Source organism: Roseobacter sp. TSBP12 (assembly GCF_009129705.1).
Lineage (GTDB): Bacteria > Pseudomonadota > Alphaproteobacteria > Rhodobacterales > Rhodobacteraceae > Celeribacter > Celeribacter baekdonensis_A.
The window spans coordinates 50,333-67,144 of sequence record NZ_PYIB01000020.1 but is presented as its reverse complement, the minus strand read 5'-3'; the positions used below and the strand labels follow the sequence as shown (position 1 = coordinate 67,144).

Genomic DNA, 16,812 nt, shown 5'->3' with positions numbered 1-16,812 from the left:
CTGAACCTGAAAGGAGAGTGCCATGAGTTGGAATCCCGCTCTTGACCCCGGCTGCCCCGACGAGATCGGTGTGGATGCCATCGAGACCCTGATCATACCGCGCGCCCGCGATCTGGGCGGGTTCGAGGTGCGGCGCGCCTTGCCTGCGCCACGACGTCAGATGGTCGGCCCGTTCATCTTTTTCGACCAGATGGGACCGGCCGAGTTTCTGACCAATCAGGGCATCGACGTGCGCCCACATCCGCATATTGGCCTTGGCACTGTCACGTATCTCTATCAGGGCCATTTTCAGCACCGCGACAGCCTTGGGACCAACCAGGTGATCCGTCCAGGTGCGGTCAACTGGATGGTCGCCGGACGCGGCGTGACCCATTCCGAGCGCAGTACTTCCGAGTCGCGCAAGGCCCCGCAAGAGCTGTTCGGTATCCAGACATGGATGGCCCTGCCCGAAGAGGATGAAGACCGTGCGCCGTTGTTCGAACATCATGGCCAGGGCGCCCTGCCTATGATCGAAGCCGAGGGGATCGAGGCCCGGCTGATCCTCGGTACAGCCTATGGCGAAACCGCCCCGGCGACGATGTTCTCGGAAACCTTTTATCTGGATGTGACGCTTGCACCAGACGCGCGCTTCCCTCTGCCGGACGATCATGAAGATCGCGGGCTTTATATCACCCATGGTGAGGTCGGCATCGCGGGCGAGACCTTTGAGGCCGGTCGTATGATGGTGTTCCGCCCAGGCGATAAGATCACCGTGCAGGCTGGACCGCAGGGCGCACGGTTGTTGGCACTTGGCGGGGCCACGCTGAACGGGCCGCGCCATGTGTGGTGGAATTTTGTGTCCTCCAGCAAGGACAAGATCGAGGCAGCCAAGGAAGAATGGCGCGCCGCGAATTGGGGCAAGGGTGTTTTTGAGTTGCCCGAGGACGACAAAGCCGAGTTCATTCCATTGCCAGAGAAGTGACAGTCATGAAAACCGCAAAAGACATTCGCGATTTCTGGTTTGCGGGCACGGTGCAGCCCTATTGGTTTGCCCGTTCCGATAAGGTCGATGCGCGGATCAAAACCGATTTTGCCGAAACTTATGAAACAGCGCATCGCGGCGATCTCGATCACTGGATGGAGAACGCGGCGGACGCGCTTTCGCTGGTCATCGCCTTGGACCAGTTCCCGCGCAACCTGTTCCGCGGCTCGGGCCGGTCCTTCGAGAGTAATGATATTGCCCTGACCCATGCCCGTACGGCGCTGGATCGCGGCTATGATCAGGACCTTTCGGAAACCGAACGCCAGTTCTTTTACCTGCCCTTTATGCATTCAGAGATGCTCGCCGATCAGAACCGATCCGTGAAACTCTACAAAGCGCTCGGCAACGAGAATGCACTGGATTTCGCCCATCAGCACCGCGACATCATCGCCCAATTTGATCGGTTTCCTCACCGCAACGTAGTGCTGGGGCGCGATAATACGCCAGAGGAAGCGGAGTTTTTGAAAACTCATTCAGGGTTCTGAAAAGCATCCACTATCCGTAACACACCAACGACCTGCGTCGACAGGCCCGCGCCAGAAGCACAGTCCCGGCAATCGCACTAACCGCCCGACCCGGAACCGACCGATAAATGCGGAAAGGGATGAACCTATTCTGACAGTTCCGTTTCAGCCGATGCGCCCCAAACGTGTTGAATGTCAGATGATTTTGGCCTGCACGTCACAAGCCGCCCAAAAATTGAAAACCAGACCTTCGCGCAGATCGCAGCGAAGGGCGGGTTTGAGGCCAAATTGCGCATTGTATGAGCGGTTTCAATCTGTTTAGATTTCCATCTTTGAAATGCGCGAGCCGGTGATTATGAAGAAATTCTTTGCGTACCTTAGTCTCTTTATTCCGCAATCCTTGTTGTCGACAAAATACATCGTTGAACGCGTCTCACTTATGGCTGATGATCCAGCCACTTGCGATCACGAATGGGACGTTGTCGCGGGCATTTTAGATACCGTCGAACTGCAGGTTCAATGTAGAAAGTGCGCTACATATAGCGAGGTCCCTAGCCCGACCAAGGAAGAATGGGACGCCTGCTATGGAGCGATGGAGAATCCGTATCCTTGGGAAGACAAATCTCGCATCAGATACTATCACGTTGATGACACGCCCCACTGATTTTCAAAACTTCGGTGTTTGATCACTGATAATGACCCAACGGCAGCTTTGTCCCGCATTGCAGACAGTGACCCACACCGCGCCTAAGGTCCGGGTAGGGGTCAGACCTGCATGACGGTTGGCCCGATATTGCGTGACGCGGCCTGCTGATAGGATTCAGAAAGTCAGCCACATCGCGTCAAAGATGTTCGACATTCGACAATATGACTGCGCGTGTTGTATGGGCTGGCTTCAAAAGGGCGGCAGTCAATGCCTCTTTTGTGGCTTGTGAATAGGTATTTAAAATACTAATACAAAAGATAAGCCAGTGACATAACAGGGCTGATCAAATGATTTGCAAGACGCACAGCCAGATGGCGACCGTTACGTGCCTTTCACTTTGTGAAAGGATGCTGCCCGCATGACCGATAAAGATGCTTTAGACGCATTGCCCGGCGAATTGTTGATGTGGATTCTGATTGTCAGTGAAGTGCTCGTCTTCGGGGCGGGGCTGACCGTGTTCCTGTCTGTTCGGATCACCGACCCCGACGGCTTTGCCGAGGCACAGGACATGTTGGATCGCACGGCGGCGGGGATCAACACGATTGTCCTGATCACCAGCGGCTTTCTCGCAGCCTTGGCCAATGCCTTGCGCCGGGGCGGCGCGCGGACGAAAGCGCGGTTTTGTCTTGTCGCGGCGGCTTTGCTTGGCGTGGTGTTCCTATGGATCAAAGGGGCGGAGTTTGCCTCCAAGGCCGCCAGTGGCATCGTTTGGGACACCCATGTCTTTTTCAATTTCTACTTCATGCTGACAGGATTTCATGCCGCGCATGTCGCAGCCGGTGTCGTCCTGTTGTTGCTCGTTGCCTGGCGCGATCATGTTGACAACATAGAGGACGCCACGGCGTTTTGGCACATGGTTGACCTGATCTGGGTGCTGCTCTTTCCCGTGATCTATCTTTTGCAATGACACATCGGTCGCTTTATATCGCGTGGGCGCTGCTGGTGGCCCTCAGTTTTGGCTCAACAGCTCTGTCGGCATCGGGGATCTGGGCGCAATGGCCCGTTGTGGCGGGCGTGGCAGTGATGGCGCTTGCCTGGCAAAAAGCCCGGATCATCCTTGCCGACTATATGGGACTGCAGCGAGCACCAAGGTGGCGGCGCGGGTTCGATGTGTGCTTGACGGGACTATGCCTTCTCATGCTGGCGCTTTACGCCGCGCCTCTCGTGCTGTGAACGCCAAGGCGCTAAGGCGATCCGGGTAGATCCGAACCGCTTTTCGGGGCGGCATGCCCACGATGGTGACCGAGGCCGATATTCTGGCGGGCGCGTGCGAGTGGCGGACCGTCTGTGCCATGCCTCAGCGCCGCGCGGTCTGGGCGGTGGTCACGCTCTTGGTGTGTCAGAGGGTTTCAGGGCGGTACACACAATCGGCCAATGTGCTGCGGTTGAGGTCGGCAACAAAGGCCGCCTCGGCTTGGGTCAGCCGCGCCTTCAACCGGCATTGCGGGGTCAGTGTGCAGGCGTTGCCGCTGGCCGCGAAGCATTCCACCAGGGCTTGGTCAGCTTCGAGTGTCGCGATCACGTCGCCCAGCCGGATGTTTTCGGGCGGACGGGCCAATGCCGCGCCTCCGCCCCCTCCGCGCCGGGTTTCCAGATAGCCTGCGGTGGCGAGGGCCGAAATCACCTTGGCTAAGTGATTGCGGGATATTTGGAACTCGTCGGCTAGGTCCGCCGTGGTGAAGGGTCGGTCAGGGTCGCCTGCCATGCGCATCAAGACGCGCAGGCCGTAGTCGGTGAAGGAGGTGAGGCGCAAGGTCGCAGTCCTGATTTGGTAATTGAAGTGCGTATTTGGGGAATGATATGCGTATTTTAGATACCAATTTGCTGCGGCCCGCGCAAGGGCCGGGGCTATGAGCCTGAGAAAGGGCCTACGATGAACACTCTTGCCGAAGCGGACGTCCCCCAGGAAACTGGCGCGCTAATCGACCATATTTTGACCCGGTATCATGAAATGCACCGCGCTGACTTTGCCGCGTTGATGTTGCTGGCGGAGCGGGTCGAGCACGTCCATGAGGGCGATGCGGAGGCGCCCGTGGGTTTGGCTCAGGCCCTCGCGACGCTGGCGCATGAGATGGAGGATCACATGACCAAGGAGGAAAGGATCCTGTTTCCGGCCATGCGAGACGGCGGGGGCGCGGGGATCGAGCATCCCATAGCGGTGATGCGGGCCGATCATGACGACCACGCTGAAAACATCGCGCTGATCCGGCAACTGACACACGATCTGACTCCTCCAGAGCATGCCTGCGGATCTTGGCGATCACTCTATAGCGGCACGTTGACGCTGTTTGATGATATTGCCGCCCATATCGCGCTGGAAAACGACGTCCTTTTTCCGAGGTTCGAGCGAGCGTAAGGGCAATGATGACGCTGACACGCGTTTCGACGCAGGGACGCGGGGCGCGCGCGCTATCCCTCATGGTTTTCGACGCCCCCGTAACGTCTGTCCAAGCTGGCGGCACGGCGTCCAAAGCCCGGTGTCATCGGCACTGCGTTGTCCGCGGCAGGTGACCACAATTCATCCGCACTCCCATCACCCACAACCCCATGGCATCCCGCTTGACCTGATCGTGACGGAGACCAAGATCGCGACCAAGATCGTGACCAAGACCGGGTTGCTTGCAGAACGGACCCTCTGATCATGAGCATCCATGCAGATGTCAACACCCGCCCTCCGGGCCCCGGACGGACCGCCGCCGCGCGGCTGGCCTGTGTGCTGATACAGCCGTTTCTGTCCCGTGTTGTCCGTCGAACTGCCGCGCGGCACCCGTCGCTCTTTGCGCGGCTTGGGCCACACCAGACGACCGATTTCCTGATCGACCCGGTGGAACTGCCTTTCGCGCTGCACCTGCGCCCTGATCCAGAGGCGCTGGTGTTCCGCGCCGTGCCGCGTGATGCCGCACCGCACACGGGTGCCGCGATCCGGGGGCGGTTTTTGTTGCTGCTGGAGTTGGTCGATGCCGAACAGGACGGCGACGCAGCCTTTTTTTCGCGCGATCTGGAGGTGAGCGGCGACACCGAGGCCGTGGTGCGGCTGCGGAATGCGCTCGACGATATCGACGGGTCTCTGGCCGAAGAAACGGCGGCGATGTTTGGAGCGCCGGGACGGGCCATTCTCGCACGGCTGCGGCGGGCCTATCTCAACGACACCAAAGGACAGGAGTGCATATAATGAGCCTTGCCGAACTGATCTGCCCCGCTGGCACCCCCGCCGCGCTGCGGACGGCCGTGGATGCGGGTGCCGACGCCGTTTATTGTGGGTTTCAGGATGCGACCAACGCGCGCAACTTTCCGGGCCTGAATTTCACGCCTGACGAGCTTGCCGCATCGGTCGTCTATGCTCATGCCCACGGCACGAAGGTTCTGTTGGCGCTCAATACTTATCCGCCCGCCGGCAAGCTGGATCTGTGGCGGCATGCGGCGGATACCGGCGCTCGGTTGGGTGTGGATGCCTTTATCGTCGCCGACATGGGCGTGGCTGATTACATCGCCCATGCTCACCCGCAGGTGCGGCTGCACTTGTCGGTGCAGGCTGCTGCCTCGTCGCCCGAGGCAATCCGCTACTATTGCGAAAGTTTCGGGGTAAAGCGCGTGGTTTTGCCGCGTATTCTGACGATCCCAGAAATCCGCCAGATCCGCAGGGAAATCCCCTGTGAGATCGAGACCTTCATCTTTGGGAACCATGGTTTGATGGTCGAGGGACGGTGCAGCCTGACGAATTATCTCACCGGGCAATCGACGAACATGGACGGTGTCTGCTCGCCCGCCTCGGACGTGGAATATGTGCGCGATGCCGACGGGTCGATGTCTTCGCAACTTGCGGGGTTCACCATCGACCGGTTCGGTCCAGACGAGAAGGCCGGGTATCCCACGATCTGCAAGGGCCGCTACACTGCGCCGCACCGACCCGAGGGGTACTATGCCTTTGAGGAACCGGTGAGCCTGAATCTCTCGCGGTTGCTGCCCGAATTGATTGAGGCCGGGGTCCATGCATTCAAGATTGAGGGACGACAGCGGTCGAAAAGCTATGTCCGGGGTGTTGTGCGGGCCTTTCGTGCGGCGGTGGATGATATCAAGGCGGGGCGCAAGGCGAATATCGCGGATCTTCTCGCGCTGACCGAGGGGCAGAAGCAGACCCAAGGTGCCTTCGAAACAAAGAAATGGCGGTGACCAACATGACGAAATTGACACTCGGCCCCATCGCCTATCACTGGTCCGCCGAGGCGCGAAGCGACTTTTATGCCCGCATCGCTGACGAGGCCCCGGTGGACGACGTCTATCTGGGCGAAGTGATCTGTTCCAAGCGCGCGCCCTTTCACGAGGCCGAACTGCCCGCCACGATCGACCGGCTGGAGCGGGCGGGCAAGCGGGTGATCTTGTCCACGCTGGCCGAAGTCATGCTTAAACGCGAGCGCAAGGCGACCGACGATCTGGCAGGGATCGACGCGCCTGAGATCGAAATCAACAATGCGGCGGGCCTCTTTGCGCGGGGTCGGCGCCCGCACCGCATCGGTCCGTTCATGAACGCCTATAACGAGGCAACCATCGGATGGATGGCCGCACGGGGCGCGACCCATGTCTGCCTGCCGTCCGAAATGCCAGCCCCGGCCATCGCCGTCGCGGCGCGTGCCGCAAGCGATTTGGGGCTTGGTGTTGAGGTACAGGTCTTTGGCCGCGTCTCACTCGCCGTCTCAGCGCGCTGCTACCACGCCCGCGCCCATGGCCGGACCAAGGACAATTGCCAGTTCGTCTGCGAAGAAGATCCCGACGGTATGCCACTGCGCAGCCGTGATGATCAGCCAATCCTGCGGGTGAACGGCATTCAGACCCAGTCTGAGAGTTATCTTGACCTGTTGCCCGAAACCCCGCAACTGGTGGCCGACAGGGTCACCCATCTTCGGCTGATGCCGCAGAGGGTGGACATGGTTGCGGTGGCGCAGGTGTTTCGCGACGCGGTGGACGGCAGGCTGTCGATGAGCGAAGCAGACGCGCGCCTCGCGGCGCTGAGCGGTGATGCGCGCCTCAGCAATGGCTTCTACCATGGTGCGGCGGGCTACCGGCGGATCGCCATGGCGGCACCGGTCTGACTGCGGGACGAAGTCCACAACTCGATCCCGGCCTTGGCGCAGATATGTGCCTGCACCGGTCCGCGTGCGGTGAATGGCCCACATCATCATGCCTGTCATGCGCAGAGCATCGACCGGCCCATCCCCCTTTTAACACCTATGCCCATTTCGCGGATTTTGCGCTTGGGTTCGGTGAACTTTATGCGTGCAATATCAACGGAGCCCACTTTTCTCTAAGTGGTTATTGTAGACATAGACCCATTTTGCCGTTTAAAAATTCACCAATTTTTACGTTAACTTTCATTTAAATTTGACAGGGCGAGTCAGTTGCGTCAAGTTTCACGTTAACAATAACGCAAAAGCCAGAGATTCAATCGCTGGCGAAATAACGCACAACGCACCCCTTGGAGGTCAAAAATGAAAATTGCTGTGCCAGACAGCGCAGTGGAGGCTATCCTCCCGGCTGTCGCCGACTTTTTGAGCGCGCCTAAGATGGTCGTGGGCGGCCAAAGCTGCGAGGCGCTTTCCGGCCAAACCTTTGCTGTCTACGATCCGGCAACAGGTGGAGAAGTCGCTCAGGTGCCCGCAGGTGGTGTCGAAGATGTCAATGCGGCAGTGGCTGCCGCTCGCACGGCCTTTGAAGGCCCTTGGTCCAACATGAGCGCCATGGCGCGTCAGTCCCTGATGCTCAAGCTCGCGGATCTCATCGAGGAGAACGGCGAAGAGCTGGCCCAGATCGAGACCTTGGAAAACGGTAAGAACGTGATGATTTCACGTCTCATCGAGGTGCAATCCTCCGCCGAATACATCCGCTATATGGCCGGTTGGGCGACCAAGATTTATGGTCAGACCTTTGACGTGTCCATCGCCATCCCCGAGGGCACAAAATACCAAGCGCAGACCCGCAAAGAAGCCGTCGGCGTGGTTGCGGCGGTGACGCCGTGGAATTTCCCGCTCAACATGGCCGTCTGGAAAATCGCACCTGCATTGGCGGCGGGCTGTACCGTGGTGTTGAAGCCTGCCGAGGAAACACCGCTGACCTCGATGTATCTGGCGAAACTTTGCCTTGAGGCCGGGTTCCCTGAGGGGACGGTCAATGTCATTACCGGCACCGGTTCGGACGTGGGCGCGCCTTTGGTGGCGCATCCTGGGGTCGATAAAGTCACCTTTACCGGCTCGACAGAGACCGGAAAACTCATTGGCATTCAGGCGATGAAAGACATGAAGCCGGTGACATTGGAATTGGGCGGCAAAGCCCGATGGTTATGTTCGACGATATGGATCTTGATCTGTTGGGCCCGGCAATCGGCATCGGTACGATGTTCAATTCCGGCCAAACCTGCACCTCGGGCACGCGGCTTTATATCCAAAAAGGCATCTACGAAAAGGCGCTCGACATCATCGCAGCCATCGCCGGGAGCCTGCCGATCGGTTCTGGGATGAACCCGGGCAATATGATCAATCCGCTGGTCTCAGCCAAACATCAGGCCCATGTCAAAGCCTGTATTTCCAAAGCGATCGAGCAAGGCGCAAAGCCCATTCTCAACGGGGCAGCCCCGAATGAGGGCTATTACGTTGCGCCGCAGATTTTTACCGAAACCACTCAAGACATGGCGATCATGCAGCAAGAGGTGTTTGGTCCGGTGATCTCAGTCACGCCGTTTGGCGACGCCGATGAGGCGATGACCATGGCCAACGATACGATCTATGGGCTTGGCGCGTCGATTTGGACCACGGATGTCAACAAAGTCATGCGCTACGTGCCGAAACTCAAAGCCGGAACAGTTTGGGTCAATGCCCACAACATCCCCGATCAAAACATGCCCTTTGGTGGCTTTAAACAATCGGGTGTAGGCCGTGAACATGGCGCAGGCGCACTTGAGAATTATCTCGAAACGAAATCGGTTTGCGTGGCGTATCCCGCGTAGACTGCATGGCCCTGTCCCTTTCCCCGAGGGGCAGGGCCTAAAGATCCTGTGTGTCTGACACGCAGCTTACCCCGCGAAGCCCCCGCCATAGAGGGGTCGCGACAACAGAGAGGAATGATCTGAAGATCGAGATGTACCCTCGGTCGGACGCCTTCCTTGTCACTGCAAAGCTCCCTCCCTCGTGTTGGCACCGCTGGCACGAACCGCTCTTTCTTTGTCCATTGCCAAGAGGCTCATCTCCCCATGAATGCCCATACCTATCCTCAGCTCTCCGCCGATCTGAACGGCAAAACATTTGATTATATCATCTGTGGTGCCGGGTCCGCCGGCTGCGTGATCGCCGCGCGCCTGTCCGAGGACCCTGCGGTTTCCGTCCTTCTGGTGGAAGCAGGTCACGGTGACACGCCCGATATGGTCTCCACCCCGCTGCGGGTGATCGACATTTGGTTTTCCGATTACGATTGGGGCTTTTCGACGGTGCCGCAAAAACATGCCGGAAACCGCCAAGTCTATTGGCCGCGGGGCAAGGTCATGGGTGGCTGTTCGTCGATGAACGGCATGATCTATGTGCGCGGCCATCAGGCGGATTATGACGCTTGGGCGCTTCAGGGCAATTATGGTTGGGATTGGAAATCTGTCCTGCCGTATTTCAAGAAAATCGAAGATTTTGAAGGCGGTGCGGATGACTATCGTGCCACTGGTGGACCGCTACGTGTGATCAAGGACTACGAGCCGCACCCGGTGATGCAGGCTTTGGTCAAAGCCGGTGTCGAAGCAGGCATTCCCTATAACGAAGATTACAATGGTGAGACCACTGACGGTATTTCGCGCATCCAGTTCAACATCAAAGAAGGTAGGCGCGCCTCAACGGCGGCGGGTTATATCGACCCGATCCACAACCGCGCCAATCTGACGGTGATGAGCGGCGCGCGGGCCGAGAAGGTCTTGATCTCTGAGGGCGTTGTCACCGGGGTTCGACTTGCCACGGCTACGGGGTCGGTCACGCTCAATGCCGCCAAAGAGGTGGTGCTTTCTGCGGGGACTTTGGAAAGCCCGAAAATCCTCATGCTCTCAGGGATCGGTCCGAAAGAGCACTTGGCCGAACATGGCATTGGTTGCATCTGTGATCTGCCGGGCGTGGGCCAGAACCTGCATGACCACACCTTCCTGCCGATGGTCTATGAGAGTAAGCCGGACTACCCGTTCCCGACCGACCCGAACCTGCCACCGATGCAGGTGCATATGTTCACCAAATCGCATCCCGACATGGCGGTGCCGGACCTTCAGCCGCTGTTTTTCTCGGTGCCCGCCTATGCGCCGGGGCAGGAGGGGCCGATGAATGCCTTCACGCTCCACGCTGCGGGCATTCGTCCAACGTCGCGTGGTGAGATGCGGTTGACCGGGGCGTCGATCAACGACCCTGTCGCGCTCGATCCAAATCTTTTGTCGACCCAATATGACGTTGATTGCCTCGTCACCTCGATGAAGCAAATTCGCGATCTCACCTCTCAGCCTGCGCTCAAAGACTGGGTGACGCGCGAGGTCTATCCGGGGCCGGAAGTGCAAACGGATGAAGCGTTGGCAGAGTATGCCCGCTCTTTCGTAGGCAGCTATCACCATCAGGTTGGCACCTGCGCCATGGGCACCTCGGCCATGTCGGTCGTCGACCCTGAATTGCGGGTCTATGGCGTCAAAGGGCTGCGTGTGGCGGACGCCTCGATCATGCCCGCCGTGCCGTCCGGCAACACCAATGCTCCGGCCATCATGATCGGCGAAAAATGCGCTGATCTTATCAAGTTCAACGTCTGTGCCAGCGTTTGAACCGTGTGTTCCAAGGATATTCAACATGACAAAGCTCACCATGAATCGTCGTCACCTGATTAAATCCACCGCAGCGGCAACCCTGTTTGCGCCGTCGATCGTGTCTGCCCGCCGTGCCCATGCCGCGGGGGGCACCTTGCGGGTTGGGTATGTCTCTCCGCGCTCCGGCGCGTTGAGTCAAATCTCTGAAAGTGACGGCTTTGTCATTGACGCCGTGCGGGATACGTTGGGCGGTAAACTTGAGACGGCGGCAGGGGCGCTCGACATCGAGATCATCGAAAAGGACACGCAGTCTGATCCGAACCGGGCGGGCGATATGGCCTCCGATTTGATCTACCAAGATGAGGTCGATCTTGTGCTCGTCGGGTCCACACCGGATACGACCAACCCGGTTGCGGACCTGTGTGAACTCAACGGCGTTCCATGCCTCTCTGCGGCCACCCCATGGCAGTCCTGGTACTTTGGCCGCGGTGGTGCGCCAATGGAGAAAAGCTTTACCTACACCAACCACTTCTTCTGGGGGTCTGAGGATCTTTTGGCGGTATATTTTGGCCTTTGGGCCGGATTAGAAACGAATAAAGTCGTCGGCGCGCTTTGGCCAAACGACCCGGATGGGATCGCTTTTGCCGATCCGAATCTGGGTTTTCCGCCCGCTCTGTCTGAGGCTGGCTATACCCTTGTCGATCCGGGCCGCTACCAAAACCTGAAGGATGATTTCTCCGCCGAGATCAATGCGTTCAAATCCGCAGGGGTCGAAATCGTCACTGGTGTCATGCTTCCACCTGACTTGGCGACCTTCATGACACAGGCCAAACAGATGGGCTACACGCCGAAATTCGTCACTGTGGCCAAAGCTGCTTTGACTCCAAAAGGTGTTGAAAGTTTCCCGGATGGTTTGGGTGAAAACCTTTCCGGTGAATATTATTGGGGGCCACAATACCCCTATGTGTCGTCGCTCACCGGCCAATCGACCGAGATGCTTTGTGCCGCTTACATGGAGGGCACAGGCAACCAATGGCTGCAAGGCACAGGCTATGTTCATGCCCTGTTCGAGGTGGCGGTGGATCTGCTCAAGCGCACAGAAGATGTGACTCCCGAGGCCGTTGTGGCGGCGATGAATGCCACCGATTTGAACACCTGTGTTGGGCATATCAAATGGGGCGATTTCGCTTTGGCGCCAAACGTTGCCAAAACGCCGGTCGCAGGCGGGCAGTGGCAATCGGACGGTGAGGGGGGCTTTAAATTGGTCTGCACCTTTAACGATGTCGCGCCTGATATTGTGACCAACGGCACTTTGGAACCGAAGGTTTGGTAAGTGCTGTGACTGAGGTATTTACTCCCTCGGGACCCGTGCTTGAGGCGCGGGCCCTGACCAAGCGCTACGGCGCTTTGACGGTCAATGATGCGGTGTCCTTTTCGCTCGCAGCGGGTGAGGCGCTTGGTGTGCTTGGTCCGAACGGTGCAGGTAAAACGACGCTGTTGAAAATGCTCGCGGGATCGACCGCCCCAAGCGCCGGACAGGTGCTCTATGACGGGCGCGATATGTCCGGGCTGACCGAACCCGCACGCTGTCGCCAAGGCATTGTGCGGACCTCGCAAGTGCCGCAACCGTTTGAACAAATCTCGGTTTGGGAAAACGTTTTGACGGCGGCCTATCACGGCGGGGGCCATCATGGCGATGCGGCGGAAGAGGTGGCCTACACCGCGCTCAAGCGCACGGGACTTTTGGAACGCCACGAAGAAATGGCCGGAGCGTTGTCATTGATGGGGCGCAAACGGTTGGAATTGTCGCGGGCACTGGCCTGTGAACCCAAGGTGCTTTTGCTGGATGAAATCGCAGGCGGCTTGACCGATTTTGAGGTCCACGACCTTGTTGTGCTGATCCAAGATATTCGTACCTCAGGTGTTTCGATCATCTGGATTGAGCATGTGGTGCATGCGCTTGTGGCTGTCGTGGATCGACTCATTGCCTTGGATTTCGGTCAATTGATTGCCGAAGGCACTCCCGACGAGGTGATGGAAGGCGAGGCCTTCAAACGCGCCTATTTTGGCGAGGATGCGATTTTAGAAGGGGTGCGCTGATGGCTTTGCTTGAGGTTGAAAACCTATCCGCCGGATACGGATTGTTTCAGGCCCTTCGCGGAATTTCCTTGGCTGCTGAGGAAGGCGAAACCTTGGCCATCGTCGGGGCCAATGGTGCCGGCAAAACAACATTGCTGCGCACGATTTGTGGCGCGCTTCCGGCGATGACGGGTCGGGTGTCCTTTGACGGCACGTCGATTGAAAACAGTTCGGCGCATCAACTGGCCCGGCTTGGTATTTCGATGGTGCCAGAGGGGCGCAAACTGTTCCCAAGCCTCACGGTCGAAGACAATTTGATCATCGGCAGCTATCCAAAACGCAAAGGCTTTTGGACGGTGGAGCGCGTGTATGCGCTTTTCCCCGAATTGGTCAAACGCCGCAACAATCGCGGGCTGGATCTGTCAGGCGGGGAGCAGCAAATGGTCGCGATTGGCCGGGCCCTGATGGCCAATCCCCGGTTGTTGTTGATGGATGAAATCTCCCTTGGCCTTGCGCCTATTGTGGTGAATCAAATTTACAAAAGCCTGCCGGAAATCAGCGGCCATGGCACCTCTATTGTCCTTGTTGAACAGGATTTGAACCGGGCACTGAGTGTTTCCAATCACGTCTATTGCCTGCTTGAAGGCCATGTTGAACTGTCCGGTCTTTCGGCCCAGATGGATCGCCAGGCCTTGATCGACGCTTATTTTGGAGCAAATGCATGATTGCGACGTCTACCATGCTCAACGGTGTCCTTTTGGGCGGTCTTTATGCGCTTTACGGGCTGGGTCTGTCTTTGACATTCGGCATTATGCGCACCGTCAATCTCGCCCATGGGGACATCATTGTTCTCGCGACCTACCTCGCGCTTATAACCACGCAGGTGTTGGGGCTGACGCCTCTCATGTCGCTCGCCGTGCTTGTTCCGGTGATGTTTTGTATCGGCTACGGGCTTCAACGCTTGATCCTCAATCGCACGCTGAAAGACGGGATGATGCCGGCGGTGATCATCACCTTTGGCCTGTCTTTTGTCATTCAGAACGGCTTGCTTTTGGGCTTTTCCGCGGATCGTCAGGTGCTGCGGCAGGGGGCGATTGAAACCATGGGGGTCACGCTCGCGCCCGGAGTGACCATCGGCGTGTTCCCGATTTTGACTTTGGCGGTTTTGTTGGTGATGATCTTTGCGCTTCAGGCCTTTATGGGGCGCACGCTTTTGGGGCGCGCGTTTCGTGCCACGTCAGATGACCCGGCAACGGCGGAGTTGATGGGCATCGACGGCAAGCGCATTTATGGCCTCGCGATGGGGCTGTCTTTTGCCATCATCGCGGTCACTGGCGTGGTGATGGGCATTCGCTCGAACTTCTCGCCGTTTGACGGCCCCGCGCGGCTTATTTTCGCTTTTGAGGTCATCATCATTGGCGGCATGGGGTCGATTTATGGCGTGCTTGCGGGTGGGTTGATCCTTGGCATCGCCCAGACGATTGGCGGCGCGATCAATCCCACATTTTTCCAACTTGCGGGCCATCTCGTGACGCTTGGCATTCTTGTCGTGCGGCCGTCTGGTCTGTTTCCAGAGACCATAGAGAGGGACTGATCATGGCCGAGTCTCAGATCGTGCCCCCCCGCCCGTATGCGCGCACATCGTCGGCTGCGCTGCCACTCGGTGCCCTCGCCGTTATCTTGGCCGCACTCATCACTTTGCCATTTTGGGCCACGGGTTACACCCAGCGCTCGGTGTTGGAATTCCTGTATTTCCTCGCTCTTGCCCAAGCATGGAACCTGATGGCGGGCTATGCCGGGATGATGTCCATCGGCCAACAGGCTTTTGTTGGCATCGGGGCTTATGGCCTTGTGGTCATGGCCGAAGACCTTGGCATAAACCCCTTTCTCACAGTGCCTCTTGCCGCCATTCTGGCCGTCATCCTTGCGGTCCCGGTGAGTTGGCTTTTGTTCCGACTGAAGGGCGCATATTTTGCCGTGGCCACATGGGTCATTGCCGAAACCGTGCGTCTGACGGTGAACGCCAATATTGATTGGCTCGGCGGTGGTCGCGGCCGCACCGTGCGGTCGCTGGGTCAATTTGACCGGCATCTGCGCGAAGACCTAGGCTATTGGGTGGCGCTTGCGCTCGCGATCATCGCGGTGTTTGGCGTGTTTTTCCTGTTGCGCTCCAAAACCGGGTTGGCGCTTCAGGCGATCCGCGACACCGAGAATGGCGCGCGCAGTGTGGGTGTTGAAACCCGGCGCACCAAACGCATCGTCTACCTTTTTGCCGCTGCCATTGCCGGGGCAACGGGAGCGCTGATTTACATTGTTCAGATCAATGTGCGCCCGGACGCGGCCTTTTCGATCAACTGGGCGGCCTATGTGATTTTCATCGTGGTGATTGGTGGGATCGGCACCATCGAAGGGCCGATCTTGGGCACGTTGGTGTTCTTTTTCCTGCGCGACATGTTGGCCGATCTTGAGGCGTGGTCGATGCTGATCTTTGGTCTGATCGCCATCATGATGATGCTCTTTGCTCCAAAAGGGCTCTGGGGTCTTTTGAACACCCATCGGCCTGTCCTCTTGTTTCGTACGGCGCGACGCCTTCCGGAGAGGTTCGCGCCCCAAAAAGAAGGTGAATAGACGTGGCAAAACCGGCTTTTTATTTCGACGAAAAGACACTTTGGTTCACGGCGGGTCTCTCCGCATTGGTGCAGCCTGTTGGCGGCTGGGTTCAGCCTCCGGCGAGTGGCGGCCATGCCGACAGCCCAGATCCCAAACGGCGACTTAAATCTTTGATGGATGTCTCCGGGTTGACGCAGGCATTCGACGTCAAAACCGCAGCGCCTTTGACGGACGCGGAGCTACAGCGCATTCATCCCAAATCCTACCTTGAGGCATTCAAAGCCATGAGCGATGCGGGCGGTGGGGCACTGCATCCGACCGCGCCTTTTTCCGGTGGGAGTTATGAGATCGCGGCACTTTCTGCGGGGCTGGTGAGCCGCGCCGTTTTGGATGTGGCCGAAGGAGCGTGTCAGCGCGCCTATGCCATTTCGCGCCCCTCTGGCCATCATTGCTTGCCCGACACGCCAATGGGATTTTGCATGTTTGCCAATGTCGCCATTGCGGTGCGCTCCGCTCAGGAGGCTGGTATCGGGCGGATTGCGGTGCTCGATTGGGACGTGCATCACGGCAATGGCACAGAGGCCTGTTTTTACGATGATCCGACGGTCTTGACGATCTCGATGCACCAAGAGGCCTGTTTTCCGCCCGGAAGTTCGGGCGCAGTGGAGGCCGCAGGAGAAGGGGCGGGGATCGGTGCAAATGTGAATGTCCCGATTTGGCCCGGCGCGGGGCACGCCGCCTATCTCTATGCCTTTGAGCGTATCGTTGCGCCGTCGATCACCGAGTTCGCGCCAGAGATGATCATCGTGGTCAACGGGTTGGATGCCAATGGTGTCGATCCTTTGGCGCGTATGTTGGCGCATAGCGAGACGTTTCGGGCCCTGACCAAGAGCGTGATGGCGCTTTCCGAAGTGCTCTGTGAGGGCCGTCTCGTGATCGTCCAAGAGGGCGGTTATGCCGAAAGCTATGTCCCTTTTTGCGCGCTTGCCGTTCTCGAAGAGCTCTCAGCCACGCGAACGAAGGTCGAAGATCCATTTCTTGACCTGCTCATCGAACAACAACCCAGCACCGAGGCCGTCACAGCACAGATTGCGGCCTTGGCGCGACACCCACGACACGTCCCATAAACACGGCC

The 16,812-nt window shown here is 58.3% G+C and carries 16 protein-coding genes and 1 pseudogene; 16 read left to right on the top strand and 1 reads right to left on the bottom strand.

What is annotated here, in order from left to right; translation table 11 throughout:
* Positions 1-22 precede the first annotated feature (22 nt).
* From C8029_RS05310 to C8029_RS05295, 4 genes are all read left to right on the top strand, one after another.
* Entirely contained in the window at positions 23-961 is a 939-nt protein-coding gene (locus tag C8029_RS05310; protein ID WP_009573217.1) for a pirin family protein, read from the top strand.
* A gap of 5 nt (positions 962-966) precedes the next feature.
* The gene (locus tag C8029_RS05305) at positions 967-1,506 is read left to right on the top strand and encodes a DUF924 family protein (protein ID WP_009573216.1); all 540 of its coding nucleotides are present in this window, start codon (positions 967-969) and stop codon (positions 1,504-1,506) included.
* 1,043 nt (positions 1,507-2,549) lie between these two features.
* Positions 2,550-3,098 (top strand): cytochrome c oxidase subunit 3, encoded by a 549-nt coding sequence (locus C8029_RS05300; protein ID WP_152002434.1) that lies wholly within the window; start codon positions 2,550-2,552, stop codon positions 3,096-3,098.
* Entirely contained in the window at positions 3,095-3,364 is a 270-nt protein-coding gene (locus C8029_RS05295) for a cytochrome C oxidase subunit IV family protein (RefSeq protein ID WP_152002433.1), read from the top strand. The genes C8029_RS05300 and C8029_RS05295 overlap by 4 nt, the downstream gene beginning before the upstream one ends.
* Before the next feature lie 166 nt (positions 3,365-3,530).
* On the opposite strand, the gene C8029_RS05290 is transcribed toward C8029_RS05295, so the two are convergent.
* A complete protein-coding gene (locus C8029_RS05290) occupies positions 3,531-3,944 on the bottom strand; it encodes an Rrf2 family transcriptional regulator (RefSeq protein ID WP_152002432.1) in 414 nt (137 codons plus the stop codon).
* A 120-nt stretch (positions 3,945-4,064) separates the two neighbouring features.
* On the opposite strand from C8029_RS05290, the gene C8029_RS05285 reads away from it, so the two are divergent.
* The 12 genes and pseudogenes from C8029_RS05285 to C8029_RS05230 all read left to right on the top strand — a co-directional run bounded on the left by C8029_RS05285 (position 4,065) and on the right by C8029_RS05230 (position 16,804).
* Positions 4,065-4,547, top strand: coding sequence for a hemerythrin domain-containing protein (locus C8029_RS05285; protein WP_152002431.1), 483 nt, complete (start codon positions 4,065-4,067; stop codon positions 4,545-4,547).
* 285 nt (positions 4,548-4,832) lie between these two features.
* Positions 4,833-5,363, top strand: a complete 531-nt coding sequence (ubiT, locus tag C8029_RS05280) for a ubiquinone anaerobic biosynthesis accessory factor UbiT (RefSeq protein WP_152002430.1) — start codon at positions 4,833-4,835, stop codon at positions 5,361-5,363.
* Positions 5,363-6,361, top strand: a complete 999-nt coding sequence (gene ubiU, locus C8029_RS05275; RefSeq protein WP_152002429.1) for a ubiquinone anaerobic biosynthesis protein UbiU — start codon at positions 5,363-5,365, stop codon at positions 6,359-6,361. Before ubiT ends, ubiU begins: the two co-directional genes overlap by 1 nt.
* Positions 6,362-6,366: 5 nt before the next feature.
* Positions 6,367-7,278 carry a ubiquinone anaerobic biosynthesis protein UbiV gene (gene ubiV / locus C8029_RS05270; RefSeq protein WP_226946235.1) on the top strand — a complete coding sequence of 304 codons (912 nt, stop codon included), beginning with the start codon at positions 6,367-6,369 and terminating at the stop codon, positions 7,276-7,278.
* Positions 7,279-7,674: 396 nt separating this feature from the next.
* Positions 7,675-9,185: pseudogene (locus C8029_RS22900) on the top strand (aldehyde dehydrogenase family protein).
* Positions 9,186-9,428: 243 nt separating this feature from the next.
* Entirely contained in the window at positions 9,429-11,006 is a 1,578-nt protein-coding gene (locus tag C8029_RS05260) for a GMC family oxidoreductase (protein WP_152002427.1), read from the top strand.
* 25 nt (positions 11,007-11,031) lie between these two features.
* The gene (locus tag C8029_RS05255; RefSeq protein ID WP_009573205.1) at positions 11,032-12,321 is read left to right on the top strand and encodes an ABC transporter substrate-binding protein; all 1,290 of its coding nucleotides are present in this window, start codon (positions 11,032-11,034) and stop codon (positions 12,319-12,321) included.
* 5 nt (positions 12,322-12,326) lie between these two features.
* Positions 12,327-13,088: an ABC transporter ATP-binding protein gene (locus tag C8029_RS05250; RefSeq protein ID WP_051130646.1), complete on the top strand. Its 762-nt coding sequence runs from the start codon at positions 12,327-12,329 to the stop codon at positions 13,086-13,088.
* A complete protein-coding gene (locus tag C8029_RS05245; RefSeq protein WP_009573203.1) occupies positions 13,088-13,792 on the top strand; it encodes an ABC transporter ATP-binding protein in 705 nt (234 codons plus the stop codon). Before C8029_RS05250 ends, C8029_RS05245 begins: the two co-directional genes overlap by 1 nt.
* On the top strand, positions 13,789-14,661 hold the full coding sequence (locus C8029_RS05240) for a branched-chain amino acid ABC transporter permease (RefSeq protein WP_009573202.1): 873 nt from the start codon (positions 13,789-13,791) through the stop codon (positions 14,659-14,661). The genes C8029_RS05245 and C8029_RS05240 overlap by 4 nt, the downstream gene beginning before the upstream one ends.
* 2 nt (positions 14,662-14,663) lie before the next feature.
* Entirely contained in the window at positions 14,664-15,695 is a 1,032-nt protein-coding gene (locus C8029_RS05235; RefSeq protein ID WP_152002426.1) for a branched-chain amino acid ABC transporter permease, read from the top strand.
* A 2-nt stretch (positions 15,696-15,697) separates the two neighbouring features.
* Positions 15,698-16,804: a histone deacetylase-like amidohydrolase gene (locus tag C8029_RS05230; RefSeq protein ID WP_152002425.1), complete on the top strand. Its 1,107-nt coding sequence runs from the start codon at positions 15,698-15,700 to the stop codon at positions 16,802-16,804.
* Positions 16,805-16,812 lie beyond the last annotated feature (8 nt).